The following is a 14,202-nucleotide window of genomic DNA, read 5'->3' as shown; positions in this document are numbered from 1 at the left end:
CACGGCTCATTTTTAAGATTGTAAGGTAAAGGAGAGGATGAAGGGAATGTCAGGCTACGGTAAATGGGTGGCAGGAAAAAAGACGAAGTGGATTACTCTTCTCGTATGGATAGTGCTAGTAGGTGTACTTACCCTATTATGGCCTGCAGTGAATTCTCAAGTTGCTAATAATGCGCCCAACCTCCCAGATGATGCACAATCAATACAGGCAACAGCAATTGCAGAACAAGAATTTCCAAGTGGAAGCGGAGTACCTGCATTGCTCGTATGGCATAGAGAAGGTGGGCTTTCGCAAGATGACTTAGTACATATCACTGCTGTATACAACAAGTTGGAGCAGCAACCTTTGCCTCATCAGAACTTTGTTCCCCCACTAGGAAAGCTGCCGCCGCAGGCGTTGCAAACCTCATTATCTGAGGATCTTAGTACACTGGTAACACCCGTGCTCTTCGATAAAACGGCAGATAGTGATCAGCTTCGCGAAGCTGTGACAGAAATGAAAGAGATCATAAGCACTGAGACTGGGGGAGACCCTTCCGCTGCTAAGGCAGATGGAAATGATCTGAGTTTACGTGTTACAGGTCCTGTGGGCATTTCTATAGACGCTTCAGGCTTATTCAAGAACGCTGACGTTTCCTTGCTAATTGCTACAGTTATGCTTGTGCTTGTGTTCTTATTGGTGATTTATCGTTCACCTATTTTAGCGTTTATACCGCTTATAGCCGTTGGATTCGCTTATGGTGTAACAAGCCCGATTCTTGGAAAAATGGCGCAAGAAGGCTGGATCACGGTGGATTCGCAGGCAGTCTCCATTATGACGGTTCTGTTGTTCGGTGCGGGTACGGACTATTGTTTGTTCCTGATTTCGCGATTCCGCCAGCTTCTGAAGATAGAGCAAAGCAAAACTCGTGCCCTGCTTCGTTCCATTACCGATTCTTCAGGGGCTATCGCAATGAGTGGCTTCACCGTTGTGCTTGCGCTGTTCGCACTATTACTGGCCAAGTATGGAGCGTACCATCGCTTTGCAATACCATTCAGCGTGTCGATTTTCATTATGGGAATTGCTAGCTTAACGCTTGTACCTGCACTTTTGGCGATCTTCGGACGGACCTCGTTCTTCCCATTCATTCCGCGCACACCGCAAATGGAGGTTGAACGGGCTAAGGCTAAAGGCAAACCAGCTCCAGAACCAAAGGTCTCCCATAAAAAGGGGATTGGTGGATTTGTAGTTTCCCGGCCTTGGGCTATTGTAGGAGTGACCGTTATCGGACTGGGGATTCTGGCTTCATTCTCCAGTGGAATCAAATTTACGTATGATATCCTTTCTTCTTTTCCTAAAAATATGGAGTCCCGCGAAGGGTTCGACCTCATCGGTAAGCAGTTTTCTCCGGGAGAACTAGCTCCCGCTAAGCTGATTATTGATACTAAGGGGCAAGCGAGTGGAGAGGATCTTAAAGTCATTCTCGGAGGGCTCACGTATGTGGACACGGTTTCCGATCCGCAGCAAGGCGCTGTGAATAAGGATATTCTGGGGTATGATATCGAATTTAAAAACAATCCTTATTCACTTGAAGCAATGGGGCATATTCCAGCCCTTCTAGCAACGGCAGAACAGGCGCTAATTGATGTAGGGGTTGAGAATCCTGCAGATCATGTGTGGGTAAGTGGTCAGACAGCGACTCAGTATGACACTAAAAAGATTGGGGATCGTGACACCGATCTGATTATCCCTGTTGTCATCGGATTGATCACTTTGCTGTTGTTGATATATCTGCGTTCTATAGTGGCAACCATTTATCTAGTCGGAACGGTCATTCTCTCCTTCTTCTCTGCACTTGGCTTAGGCTGGATCATCATTCACTATGTGATGGGGGCAGATGCCATTCAGGGAGCGATCCCGCTTTATTCCTTTGTATTCCTGGTGGCACTAGGAGAAGATTACAACATCTTCATGATCTCGAATATTTGGAAAAAGCGTAAGACCATGCCGCTTAAGCAGGCGATCGCGGAAGGCGTAAATGAGACCAGCTCGGTAATTACCTCTGCGGGCCTCATTCTGGCAGGTACTTTTGCTGTATTAGCTAGCTTACCGATTCAGGTGCTTGTGCAGTTTGGGATCATCACCGCTCTAGGTATTCTGCTCGATACCTTCGTTGTTCGTCCGTTCCTTGTGCCCGCTATTACGACGCTTTTTGGTCGGTGGGCATTCTGGCCAGGGAAACATCAAGAGGTGGAGCAAACTTTGCCAAGTGGTAGTAAGCAATAAGCGATACACTGTAAAACAAACAGGGATGTCCCAAAGCCATAATGGCTAGGACATCCCTGTTGTTATTGTCGTGGTCGAAACCCAATGCTTATTATAGATAGCGATGATGGTCCAATTGCTAGCTGTGCGAAGAGTTTACGATTAGTTGTCCATTCTCTACACTTAATTGCTTGTGCCGGGTGTTCGGCTGATCATAAGCTTATATTTGTCGATCGAAGCACCAAGAATGGCTTCATTGCCACCAGCACCGCGGTGTGATTGACGGAAGGAGTCACTAGAGGTCCAGCCTTTAAATGCCTCCTCATTCTCCCACATAGTACAGATCTTTAATTCCTCAACACCTTCTTTGGCACTTCCTTGCCACACCTCCATACGGACGAATCCTGGCATATCCTGTACACCATTATTTCCTCCGAAACGTTGAGCAATGGCTTCACCATGACCTTCTTTAACCTTAATAGTATTTGTTACTACTAGCATATTAGGTAAACCTCCGTTCAGTAGTGTGATATCCATACATAAACAATAGGTTGAATATATAATTGCACTTTATACACTTAAAAGTTCTGTTTCGTTAAAAACGAAGCGATAAGTGTATTCTCCGCAACTAAATTTTATGAATTTGGCGAATGGTTGAGAATTGCCTGCTTTTAGTTGCACAGAGTGCAATTAAAGTGTGAAGGATCCTCTAATTACGCTGAATAGATGTACAAAGTGCAACTATCGTATTAGAACGCCTAGTTGTGTCTAGCGCTCGAAATAACGACCCTTAACTACAATTACTTATCGTAATTACAAGTACCAATCACAACTATAAGATGACTATAAGCACCCACATTATTATTAGTACCAACAATTAAATAAGTACCTAAACCCCACTTGCCTACTCTGGTGATGAAAGTGAAGTTTGATTGCAAAATGTGCAACAGAATAGCCAGAAACTAGTCTACAAAAGGTATTCTGTTGCACTCTGTACAATTGAATTAAGGTTAAATCGCCTAAAGTAGTGTTTTTCCCCAGTTTGATTGCACAAAGTGCAATCAAACCAAGTTTTAGCCGCCCCCAGAGACATTCTATTGCACAAAGTGCAATCAGAGCATGGAGAGGAGTTAGAGCCTGAGGGATTATCGATCACAAATTGCAACCAAACAATCCAAGCTTCTTCCTCCTACATCCAGCCGCATTCTCCTGAACAAGTGCAATCAGAGCATGGCGTAGAACCAGCTGCTCCCTTTTATTGCGGATTAGTGGTCCAGAGTCCTGCTGTTTTTAGGAAGACACGATCCGGCAGCTTCAAGGCTGTTAACGCCAATTCAGCTACATCCTCAGGCTGCATCATACGGTCTTCGTCACCGATCTTAAGTCCAGCGCTGGAAGCTAGCCCAGTGTTAACAGTGCTTGGAGTCAAGGCTACGACGCGGATGTTGTGCTTACGCACCTCTTGTGCGAGGGCTTCGGTCATGCCCATCAGTGCGAACTTAGATGCGCAGTAAGCCGAGCCTGTAGCAAAGCCGCGTTCTCCGGCAGTGGAGGAGATATTGATGATGTTTCCACCATTCTTCTCAATCATAGCTGGCAGCGCAGCGCGAGTTACATAATAGGTACCGTAAAGATTAACTTGGATATGACTTTCCCAATCGGCAGGGTCCATTTCTACCAAAGTGCCGAATTTTGCAATTCCGGCATTGTTGATTAATGCGTCAAATGTTCCAAGCTCATTTTGTAAGAAAGCAACCGCACGTTCAGCTTCTTCGCGTACAGCGATATCCGCAACGGCAATGCTGACTTTAACGTCGTATACTTCCGTTAAGGCTGATTTTAACGCTTCGAGATCGCCTGATGTTCTGGAGATCAGACCCAAATTAGCACCTTCCTTAGCTAGTGCCATGGCCAAGGCTTTGCCGATCCCTTTGCCTGCACCAGTAATTACAACACTCTTTCCTCTCAAATCCATCTCTAACGTCACGCTCCTTTAAACATTATTGAAGCTAATGCTTCATTACATGTCCTATTATACCTGAATGCTATAGGGCATTTACAATCACCCGAAGAAAGCAGTTTGAAGATTCCCGTGAATATCGATGTTATTTTTCTTGGACATATAGATTTCCATGAATATAGCATTTGTTTTCACGAACGAAATAAATTTATTCGGAAAGCTTCGTTAGCGGCACCGATGCGGGTCCCTCTAATACTTCTCCATCATAGGAGAAACGGGAGCCGTGACAAGGGCAATCCCAAGAACGATCGCCGTCATTCCAGTCGCATTCACAGCCCATGTGAGTACAGGTTCTGTCCACCAGATGAAGCTTCCCTTCCGGATCTTTGTAGGCGCCGACTCGTTTGCCGTCATGGAAGACAACAGCACCTTCGTCTGCCTTCAGATCACTTGTCTTTTTGTGGACGATCTCAACTTTGCCCGCTACTAGCTCTTTTGCCACATTGGCATTTTGAACGAAGAAGCTCTTTAGGCTGGCGCCAGCTTTGAAGCGGGATGGATCGTACAATCCTGTATATGGATTATCTTTACGCTGAATCTGATCCGAGATGATTTGAGCGGACAAGGTACCGCTTGTCATGCCCCATTTTCCGAATCCGGTAGCGATATAAATCTCTTCTTTGTCCGAAATCTTACCGATGTAGGGGACCCTGTCCAGCGTAATTAAATCCTGTGCTGACCAGCGGTAAGGGATCGATTTGATGCCCAGCAAGTGACCTGCGAACAGCTCCAGATTCTCATAATGACCTATTGTGCAGATGCCTTGGCCTGTCTTATGATTTTCGCCCCCGACGATAACCAGGTTACGTCCTTCCCACTCCACAGCACGCAGAGAACGGGTTGGTTCGCTGGCACTTAAATACATTCCACCCTCAAAGTCTGTTTCAGGCTGGATCGCCAGACAATAGGAGCGTTCAGCATGCAGTCGTGAGAAATATAACGCCCCTCCATCGTAGAAGGGAAAATGAGAAGCTGATACGGCATAACGGCAGGTGATACGGTAGTCATTCTTCTCCGTAAAAAGCGTAAGCTTATCGTTCTTCTCCACCTTGTCCGCCATCATTGTATGCTCATAGATCACGCCACCTTTTTCCACTATAACCTTCAACAAGGCCTTTAGATATTGCAGTGGGTGAAAGCGAGCTTGTCCTGGTAATTTAATGGCACCACTCGCCATCAGAGGGATAGAGACGTTATCCAGCCATTCACCGGGCAGGCCCAATTGTTCATAGGCTTTATACTCTTCTTCTAACTGTTTAAGCATTTTATGATCTTCAGCCTCTGCGTATAGATAGGCCGCTTCACGTTTCATGCCGCAAGACACTTCAAGTTCTTCAGCTGTATTTAAGATCCAATTCAAAGCCTCGTTGTTCGATTGATAATAGAGGCGGGCATTTTCCTCTCCGAAATGCTTGATCAAATGGTGATAGATTAATCCGTGCTGAGCGGAAATTTTGGCGCTTGTAAAACCCGTAGTACCGCTGAGAATTTCTCCTGCCTCCAAGAGCGTGACTTTATATCCTGCTTTGCTTAAGAGATAGGCTGTTGTAATTCCTGTAATCCCGCCACCTACCACTGCGACATCTGTAGAGATATCTTCAGTGAGCTTTGGAAAAGCCGGTAAATCCGTAGTGTCTCTCCATAGTGATTCTGGAAATTGCGGGAGATCTTGCGTTATTTTACGGTGTGGATCCATCTTGTTATCCCTCCATCTGTACAATCCTCATCTCATTTATTACCACAGTCCCGTTAAAAGAAACTCTCTTATTCACACATGCAGTGCATGAATTCAGTGAAACAGTGCCAAAATAAGGTGGCATCCGGGAAGCGCAGGATAAATAGGAGGGATGATCCATGTCAGTTCAACAGGATAAGGACAATGTTTCTCTGGAATGGATCAAGGATCAGTTGAACGGATTCGCCGATTTAATTGATCGAACGCTCGTTGCACCTTTTGGGCAGATCAACTTACTTTATATTAAAAGCGTTACAGATTCGCAGACGCTCAGTCGCCATGTGATTACGCCGCTCTATGAGATGGGGGATACTAACGCTTACCTTGATTACATTACGACGTATCCGGGCACGGAAGAGGGGACTACGAAGGAAATAGCGATCGAGCTTTTGCTTAGTGGGTACGTTCTTCTTAGCATAAATGATGTGATTTGTTTTTTTGACGCGATGAGTACAGAGAGCAGCGGTGTTAGTGAAACGTCTGCAGAAAGCATTTCACAGGGACCTTCAGATGCACTAACGGAGGATATTGCGGTTAATCTGAACATGATTCGTCGGCGCTATCAATCCACTAATCTCAAAATGGAAACCATGGTCATCGGGGATGTCTCCAAAACAAAAGTGGCCATCCTATACGACATCAGTCGTGTTGATCATAAGGTATTAGCGGAATTAAGGGAAAAGATGAATACCCTAAAGGTTGATATTTTACAGGCTACGGGAGAACTTGAGAAGTTTATAAGCAGTGATAAATTAAGAATACTCCCTAAGTCTATTATTACTGAAAGACCAGATAGAGTCGTATTTAATTTGTCTGAGGGAAAAGTAGCAATATTGCTGGATACAACGGGGTATGCGATAGTGTTACCTTCCATATTTAACGATTTCTTTACATCCATGGATGATAAAATCCAATTTCCTATCGTGGGCCGTTTCTTAAAGCTACTCCGAATTATCGGAGTGTGTATGACGTTATGGCTGCCTGCGATCTATGTAACACTCACCTCTTATAACCCAGAGATTATTCGTGTGCAGGTTGCACTGCTCATTTCGGGTAGTCGTGCGACCGTGCCTTATCCATCTTTTGTGGAAGTGCTCCTAATGCTTATGATGATGGAATTTCTGACCGAGGCGAGTTTACGGCTGCCCAAAGCGATTGGTCCTACGGCCACGACAGTCGGAGGTCTAATCTTAGGTCAGGCAGCTACGGCGGCAGGGCTTGTAGGTAATATTATGATTATATTGGTCTCTGCCGTTGCGATATCCAATTTTCTGATTCCTCTGAATATGATGAGCTTGTCGATACGCGTGCTGAAGTACATTTTTCTTATAGCTGCCGCTGTTCTAGGAATGGTTGGTGTAGTGGTCTGTGTTGTGGGATTCGCGATGTATTTATGCAATCAGCGTAGCTTTGGACAACCTTATTTCAGATTGTTTTTTCTTGATAACCTTGGTAAGAAGAAGGGCGGGGAACATTGATGGCCAAAAGCCGTTATTTCTACTGTCTTTTTCTGATGAACAGCTTGATCAACATCATTAATTTTGTTCCGAGGGAACTAATAGACAGACGCTTTGACGGTGCTTTGTTCTCCATACTGATTGCAACGGTTCTTGGCACTTTGTTTGTCTATATATTTACTGTATTGATTGCTAAATTTCCTGGAAAGGGGTTTCCGGAAATATTTACCCCTCTTCTTCCTAAGCTGCTAGTCAAACCCTTACTTGTCTTTTTTGCGGGGTTATGGTGTGTGGCTGGGGGGGTTACCTTGCTTTCCTTTGTAGATATTACACTGCGATATGTCAGTCCGAATTCAAGCCCATATACTGTCGTGATCGGCTTCCTGATATTGGTCTGCATCTGCTGTCGCTTTGATTCACTATCACTTTTGTATGGTCTTGAAATCATTCTTTTCGTTACATTACCGTTAATTGTCTATGGCATCGTAAAGGCGCTGACCAATCCGGATTTCAATTGGGATTCTGTTCTGCAGATCACTACATACATCTGGCATAAGCCGGATCTGATGAGTCTTTCGGCAGCTACCTTTTCTTTTAGTGGTTATATTAATCTAGCCATCTTTAATCGGGTATTTCATGGGTTAAAGCTAAAGCATGTCTGGATTTTAGGAGTGGAAGGACTTCTCGTACTTCTCGTAACCTTTTTGGTCCCTATCGGTTATTTCGGTACTGTTGCGATTGAGAGACATGTATATACGTGGTTCTCGACGGCAGACAGTATCCGGATAGAATCCTTTATTATTGAACGGATGTTGTTTATTTTTTATTTTGCCTACATGACTTTATCTCTAGTGAGTGTAATTGTTCATTGGCATGTAGGGTTAGGATTATTCAAAGGTGCTATTTCATCTACGAAAAAAAAATCCCAGAAGGCAGAGCAGTGGAAAGAGTGGCTCATCTTGTGCTTGTTTAGCGGAGTGGTCCTCTCCTTAATATGGATGGATCAATATCAGCTCAACTTGATGGGTGTTTGGTTTCTACAAATCCGCTGGTTTGGTGAGATGTTCTTAATAGCATTACTATTTTATTGTTATCGTAAAGTGAGGAGGCAGGGCTTGTGAGGAAAGCACTTAGTGTAATAGGACTTGCCTTACTCTTGCTTCTTTCTGGCTGTGATTTCAAGGAAATTGATTTGCGGATATTCGTGCTGGCGATCGGTGTTGACCCTGGAGAAAAAGAAGGGGATTTTAAGATCAGCTTGAAGCTTGCCATCCCGCAGGGGGAAGTTACCAAGATTGATGAGAAGATGCAGATATTAACCGAAGAGTCCCCTAGTATTTCAGAAGCGCTCCGCAGAATGAAGTCAAAAGTGGAGAAGGAGCTTGATTATTCCCATTGTAAATCGATTATTCTGGGAGAAGGGGTCGCACGCAAAGATATTCAGCATGTTATGGATTGGGCCGTGCGGCGCAGAGATGTCCAGCTTATTGTAAATTTTGCGGTCGGGCGTCCGGAGGCACTTCAAGTGCTGCAGGTACGACCCGAATCGGAGCGAATTCCATCGAATTCTCTTATTCTGGCGATGAGTGGTCAGGGAACGGAGTCTCCTTTTATTGCTAGTGTGTATTCCTATCAGCTGATGAGAAATATTTATGAGAAGGGTATTGATCCGATTTTGCCAATTATCGAGGCTAAAGGGAAGAGTGAGTTCTTAATTGATAAAATTGCTCTACTGGATAGCGAGAAAATCAAGATGGTGCTTACACCGAACGAAACCCGGCTATACAATCTGCTGTCGCGCTCCAACTTACGGACCAATTTGCCAGCCCATATTGAGGGGATTATGTATCAGTATTACACAGAGAGATCATCCTCGGACTACAAGATACTAAATACGGAGAGCGGGAAAGCTACTATTCGATATCATATTAAGATTAAAGGGATCCTCGAAGAGAGTAGCAGCCCGGATTTGGTAACACATAGTATGTTGAAAAAAATTGCGACGGCAGGCGAAAAAGAACTGGAAGAGGATATCTCAGCGTTGCTGACAAAAATTCAAGCGAGCGGTCTGGATCCTTTTGGGTGGGGGCTGCACTATGGAGCTAGACATTTTAATAATGATACCGAAATGGAAGTGTGGAAGGGGCTCTATGCTGGGCTCGATTTTCAGGTCAAAGCTGATGTTAACATCAAATATTCTGGATTGATCGAGTAACTGAGAAAGTAATGAGTGGATAAAAGTGGGATTGACGTTCTCACATTCACGATTTATACTTGATCTAAAAACAAGTTAGAGGATGATAGCAATGAAAAGTCTAAATTTGACTTCCCAACGTCAAGCCGTTTACGATATCGTCCTTAATTCACATGACCATCCCACTGCCGCAGAAGTAATGAATCGGCTAGTAGAGCAGGGTCATAGCTTAGCATATGGTACTGTATATAACTCCCTACGTTATCTTTCAGATAAACAAATGATTCGTGAGCTCAAGCTTGGTGAGGCTGCCAGTAGATATGATGCGCGCATGGATGATCATCAGCATATCATTTGCGAGGTTTGCGGTGCGGTTGACGAGGTAATGAACCAAGTTCCACGAGACTGGATGAACACAGTGGCCAAGGATACAGGTTATACCATTGGTCATGCCCATGTGGTATTCGGAGGCGTCTGCCCGAACTGCAAGAACAAGAACGTGAACTAGGATGATAGAACCGGAGCCTTTGCTGCGGTAAAGATAAGGAAATAGGCATATTTGAGTAGACCGCTTCCGTTTAAGCGGTCTTTTTGTTGCATTTATATGACAATTTTTAAGAAAGATTAGAAAAATGAAGAAAGATAGGAGGAAAATCGGTTCCAAAGGCGGATATATAATTATATATTAAGGCTGGTAAATATGTCCTACTTTAAGACTCGAAGAGAGAGAGTGTGATGACAACTATGAACAAAAAAACAGGTATGAGTATCCGAACCAAATTAATTCTTACATACCTATTAGTTCTACTGTTGCCCAGTATCATTATCGGTTGGCGAACCTATCAATCTGCTAGCCATGAAGTGGAAGATCAGTTGGTGAACAATGCTACCGAAAGTGTTGAGGCAGTAAATGCAATCATCAACTCGAATATTCAATCGAAAATAGATACTATTTCTTATTTTGCCGCTGAGTTCACCGCTGAGGGGACCAACAGTGAGGCAAGTGGAGAGACGGTAGCTACTATGAAGGACAGATTAAAAGAATATGCTGTGTTACATCCTGATGTGTTAGACATTTATGTTAGTACAAGCAGAGGGCAATCGATCCATGCTTCGGAGGCCAAGCTGCCCGAAGGCTACGATCCCAGGCAGGAAAGTGCCTATATTAATTCTCTGAAGCACGGGACAGGTGTTGTGATTTCTCCGGCCTTTCAAACTGTGAATCAGGAAACGGCGATCGCGATATCAACAGTCCTGAAGAGCGGTGACGGGGTGGTAACCATGAATCTTAATCTATCTACATTAGGAGAATTGACTGCGACCAAGGTGGGTAAGGAAGGATATATTATTATCCTGGATAACAGCAAGAAATATCTTGTTCATCCAACAGAGGCTATTGGGGTGGAGTCATCAGATGACTTTATAAAGAAAATGTTCGAGGAAGATCAAGGTTCCTTTGATTATGTCTACAAGGGTACGCACAAAAAGATGACATTTATGGTAAATGAGCTTACGGGCTGGAGAATCGGAGGCACGATAAGCATAGATGAAGTGACTTCAGTAACGAGTGGAATCCGTAATACAGCGCTGCTTGTAATTGTAGTTTCCGTTCTGCTTGCACTGATCGTAATCTATTTTAATATTCAATCTATTTTAAAGCCCCTGGTCCGTTTGCGGAAAGCAACTGCCGTGATAGCCAAAGGGGATCTATCTGAAGACATAGGGGCTTTCCGTAAGGATGAAATCGGCATGCTTGCCGAGAACTTTCAATTAATGGTGCTCAGCTTGCGGGAGATGATCATTGGTGTGCAGGAGATGACGAGCAATGTTTCCTCTTCAGCAGAAGAGTTAACCGCCAGTGCGGAGCAGAATGCCCAAACAATCGAGCAAATGACGATAGCGATTCAAGAGGTAGCGGCAGGGACGGAGCGGCAGGTAATCGGTGTACGAAAAGGAATGGAAAGTACAGCAGCAACGACAAGCGAAGTGGATCATATTTCTGTATATATGGAGCAGGTGTCTGCGATGATGGACAAGACCTCACTCTCTGCTTCAGAAGGAAATGATTCCGTCATCAGCGTGGTGGATAAGATCAATGGGATCGATAGAACGGTGGGAGAGCTTGGCAGTGTAATCGACAAGCTTAATGAAAGAACAGGTCAAATTGAGGGCATTGTCGGCGTCATCACAGGGATTGCCCGTCAGACTAATCTGTTAGCTCTCAATGCTTCTATTGAGGCGGCCAGAGCTGGAGAACATGGCCGTGGATTTGCCGTTGTTGCTGCTGAAGTGCGTAAGCTGGCAGAGGAATCAGAGAGATCAGCGCATCTGATTGCAGAGCAGATTACCGCCATTAATAGTGAAATGACGCTGGTGACCCATACGATGGAAGACACAAAGCAGCGCGTAACCGAAGGGATAGAGGCCGTGGATACTTCCGGACGTTCCTTCTCCCGTATCCGTAGAGCGGTCAAGAGTGCCGCAGAGAAGATTGAGGCCATGGGTGGGGCTGTACAGACCTTATTGGTGGAATCAGATCATATGGAGAAGGCTATTGGAGAGATTCGTGGCATCTCCGAAGAAGCGGCTGTGAATACAGAGACCATCGCAACGGCAGCACAAGAGCAGCTCGCTTCTGTTGAAGAGATGGCATCTTCGTCTACCGACCTTAGCCGTCTTGCAGAGGAACTGCAAAAGCTTGTGAGTAGCTTTAAGATACACTCTTCCTAGCAATAATCAATATTTCATATAGGAAAACGATGCTTTTATCTTCCCTTTTGCAGCCCTTTGCAAGTATACTGATAAGCAATAATGTTGGGTTAGGCAACGGAGAGAGGAGAGATAATAGTACATGGCAGAGCAACTGAAAGGGTACACGGTCGCCTTGGCGGGTCCACGCAAATCGGAAGAAATGGCCAAGCTGGTCCAAAATATGGGGGGGACGGCGTTATGTCGACCTGCCCAAGGTACTGTATTTCTTGATGATGAGGCATTGGAGGAAGGATTGCATTCATGGATCAGCCATCCGCCTTACTTGGTGATTCTTACTACAGGCATGGGACTGGATGCTCTCTTCGAAACGGCTGAACGCCTGAATATCGCTGATCATTTCTTAGAAGTACTTTCTGGTTCTATTATTGCTGCACGGGGTTATAAGACAGTGAATGCTTTGAAAAAAAGAGGACTTATGCCGGAGCTTCGTGATGACGACGGAAGTACGATCGGATTGATTCGTGGGCTTCAATCTCTAGATTTGCAGGGCAAGGAGGTCGTTCTGCAGCTGCACGGCGATCCAGCTCCTCAGATGCTCGCATGGCTACAGGAGGCTGGGGCGAATACCCGCCAAGTGCTGCCGTATCGTCATACTCCACCAGAACTAGGTGAGCTTGAAAGATTGCTTACAGAAATCATAGAAGGTAAGATTGATGCCGTGGCTTTTACAAGTGCGCCGCAATTTCGTTTTCTCTCTCAATTTGCTCGGGAGCAGGGCAAGCTGGAGGAGATGCTAAGGTCTTTCGAGGATAAAGTGCTTGCTGTTTCTGTAGGGCGTATTACCTCTGAGGCGCTTAAGGAAGAGGGCGTACAGCGTATCGTCATGCCCGAGCATGAGCGGATGGGAAGCATGATTGTAGAGCTGGGCAAATATGTGGCGGCGAATCGCTAGACCATAATGTGCGGCAGCTTTATAAGATTTACGTTACCACACAGAAGCATTCCCGCCAGGTTCACTGGGTGGGGATGCTTTTTTACCCGGAAAATGGAGCCTTAAGAGTAGTAAACCTGCCATCTGCATGGACATTCGCAGCAGTTTTCCTTAGAATATAGGCAACATGTGACGAATAATAACAATGAATAAGGAGGAGGATCCCCATGGACAAAAGAAAATGTCTCTTACTTGGTGATTACACCCATCCCCGTTTCCATCCACTTCAAGGAGTGGACCAACAAATTAGCGAGATCTTAAATGATTTATTAACCGTTCAGTGTTCCGAAAATAAAAAAATGATGCGCATTGAGCATTTGGCAAGCTATGACTTATGTATTGCTTATAACGAATTGTGGAATGAAACCGTATCTCCTCAGCAAACCGCTGGCCTACTCAGCTATGTGAGCGGTGGTGGAGGACTGATTGTTCTACATACAGGTGCCTCATTGACGAAGCGTAACGAACTAGCTCAGCTGATCGGTGGCCGCTTTAAGGGTCACACTGCTTACGAGCCGATGAATTTTAAGGTGCTAGAGCATGACATTACTGAGGGCGTTGAAGACTTCCAATTGGATGAGGAGCCATACCATTTTGAATTTGATCCGTTCACAGATCGGACTATTCTTCTTCAATACGAATCGGAGGGTCAATGGCTTCCAGCTGCATGGTGCCACAGCTATGGTTTAGGACGAGTAGTATTCCTTATGCCTGGCCATCATGAGCCATCCTTCCGCCATCCAGCACTACGTAAACTGATCCTGCAGGCAGCTACTTGGGCTGCTCGTATTCCGATCACTAACTAAGGAATGTTTGTGTTTTTTTGAAATATCTGCACAGTGGGGTAT

General features: G+C 45.0%; 11 protein-coding genes. 8 read left to right on the top strand and 3 right to left on the bottom strand.

Going from position 1 to position 14,202, the window contains the following annotated elements; translation table 11 throughout:
• Nucleotides 1–37 precede the first annotated feature (37 nt).
• Nucleotides 38–2,266 (top strand): MMPL family transporter, encoded by a 2,229-nt coding sequence (locus tag QNH28_RS27995; protein WP_283909396.1) that lies wholly within the window; start codon nt 38–40, stop codon nt 2,264–2,266.
• A 162-nt stretch (nt 2,267–2,428) separates the two neighbouring features.
• Here the strand turns inward: QNH28_RS27995 and QNH28_RS27990 are convergent, their stop codons facing one another.
• The 3 genes from QNH28_RS27990 to QNH28_RS27980 all read right to left on the bottom strand — a co-directional run bounded on the left by QNH28_RS27990 (nt 2,429) and on the right by QNH28_RS27980 (nt 5,961).
• A complete protein-coding gene (locus QNH28_RS27990; RefSeq protein WP_042131428.1) occupies nt 2,429–2,746 on the bottom strand; it encodes an antibiotic biosynthesis monooxygenase in 318 nt (105 codons plus the stop codon).
• A gap of 754 nt (nt 2,747–3,500) precedes the next feature.
• The gene (locus QNH28_RS27985; RefSeq protein WP_283909395.1) at nt 3,501–4,220 is read right to left on the bottom strand and encodes a 3-ketoacyl-ACP reductase; all 720 of its coding nucleotides are present in this window, start codon (nt 4,218–4,220) and stop codon (nt 3,501–3,503) included.
• A gap of 193 nt (nt 4,221–4,413) precedes the next feature.
• Complete coding sequence (locus tag QNH28_RS27980) at nt 4,414–5,961, bottom strand: FAD-dependent oxidoreductase (protein ID WP_283909394.1); 1,548 nt, start codon at nt 5,959–5,961, stop codon at nt 4,414–4,416.
• 158 nt (nt 5,962–6,119) lie between these two features.
• On the opposite strand from QNH28_RS27980, the gene QNH28_RS27975 reads away from it, so the two are divergent.
• From QNH28_RS27975 to QNH28_RS27945, 7 genes are all read left to right on the top strand, one after another.
• Nucleotides 6,120–7,478 carry a spore germination protein gene (locus QNH28_RS27975; protein ID WP_283909393.1) on the top strand — a complete coding sequence of 453 codons (1,359 nt, stop codon included), beginning with the start codon at nt 6,120–6,122 and terminating at the stop codon, nt 7,476–7,478.
• Entirely contained in the window at nt 7,478–8,578 is a 1,101-nt protein-coding gene (locus tag QNH28_RS27970; protein WP_283909392.1) for a GerAB/ArcD/ProY family transporter, read from the top strand. Before QNH28_RS27975 ends, QNH28_RS27970 begins: the two co-directional genes overlap by 1 nt.
• Nucleotides 8,575–9,672: a Ger(x)C family spore germination protein gene (locus QNH28_RS27965; RefSeq protein WP_283909391.1), complete on the top strand. Its 1,098-nt coding sequence runs from the start codon at nt 8,575–8,577 to the stop codon at nt 9,670–9,672. Before QNH28_RS27970 ends, QNH28_RS27965 begins: the two co-directional genes overlap by 4 nt.
• Before the next feature lie 91 nt (nt 9,673–9,763).
• The gene (locus QNH28_RS27960; protein WP_042131422.1) at nt 9,764–10,159 is read left to right on the top strand and encodes a Fur family transcriptional regulator; all 396 of its coding nucleotides are present in this window, start codon (nt 9,764–9,766) and stop codon (nt 10,157–10,159) included.
• Between the two features lie 236 nt (nt 10,160–10,395).
• Nucleotides 10,396–12,381: a methyl-accepting chemotaxis protein gene (locus QNH28_RS27955; RefSeq protein ID WP_283909390.1), complete on the top strand. Its 1,986-nt coding sequence runs from the start codon at nt 10,396–10,398 to the stop codon at nt 12,379–12,381.
• A 121-nt stretch (nt 12,382–12,502) separates the two neighbouring features.
• Nucleotides 12,503–13,315 carry a uroporphyrinogen-III synthase gene (locus tag QNH28_RS27950; protein WP_283909389.1) on the top strand — a complete coding sequence of 271 codons (813 nt, stop codon included), beginning with the start codon at nt 12,503–12,505 and terminating at the stop codon, nt 13,313–13,315.
• 206 nt (nt 13,316–13,521) lie between these two features.
• Nucleotides 13,522–14,160, top strand: coding sequence for a ThuA domain-containing protein (locus QNH28_RS27945; protein ID WP_283909388.1), 639 nt, complete (start codon nt 13,522–13,524; stop codon nt 14,158–14,160).
• Nucleotides 14,161–14,202: the final 42 nt, after the last annotated feature.

This window comes from Paenibacillus sp. G2S3 (assembly GCF_030123105.1).
Lineage (GTDB): Bacteria > Bacillota > Bacilli > Paenibacillales > Paenibacillaceae > Paenibacillus_AQ.
Note: the sequence above shows the minus strand (reverse complement) of the source record. Positions and strands in the feature narration are given on the sequence as shown.

Bases quoted from the DNA above. Each gene is read 5' to 3' on its own strand.
- QNH28_RS27995 (WP_283909396.1), top strand. From the start codon at position 38: ATGAAGGGAATGTCAGGCTACGGTAAATGGGTGGCAGGAAAAAAGACG.
- QNH28_RS27990 (WP_042131428.1), bottom strand. From the start codon at position 2,746: ATGCTAGTAGTAACAAATACTATTAAGGTTAAAGAAGGTCATGGTGAA.
- QNH28_RS27985 (WP_283909395.1), bottom strand. From the start codon at position 4,220: ATGGATTTGAGAGGAAAGAGTGTTGTAATTACTGGTGCAGGCAAAGGG.
- QNH28_RS27980 (WP_283909394.1), bottom strand. From the start codon at position 5,961: ATGGATCCACACCGTAAAATAACGCAAGATCTCCCGCAATTTCCAGAA.
- QNH28_RS27975 (WP_283909393.1), top strand. From the start codon at position 6,120: ATGTCAGTTCAACAGGATAAGGACAATGTTTCTCTGGAATGGATCAAG.
- QNH28_RS27970 (WP_283909392.1), top strand. From the start codon at position 7,478: ATGGCCAAAAGCCGTTATTTCTACTGTCTTTTTCTGATGAACAGCTTG.
- QNH28_RS27960 (WP_042131422.1), top strand. From the start codon at position 9,764: ATGAAAAGTCTAAATTTGACTTCCCAACGTCAAGCCGTTTACGATATC.
- QNH28_RS27955 (WP_283909390.1), top strand. From the start codon at position 10,396: ATGAACAAAAAAACAGGTATGAGTATCCGAACCAAATTAATTCTTACA.
- QNH28_RS27950 (WP_283909389.1), top strand. From the start codon at position 12,503: ATGGCAGAGCAACTGAAAGGGTACACGGTCGCCTTGGCGGGTCCACGC.
- QNH28_RS27945 (WP_283909388.1), top strand. From the start codon at position 13,522: ATGGACAAAAGAAAATGTCTCTTACTTGGTGATTACACCCATCCCCGT.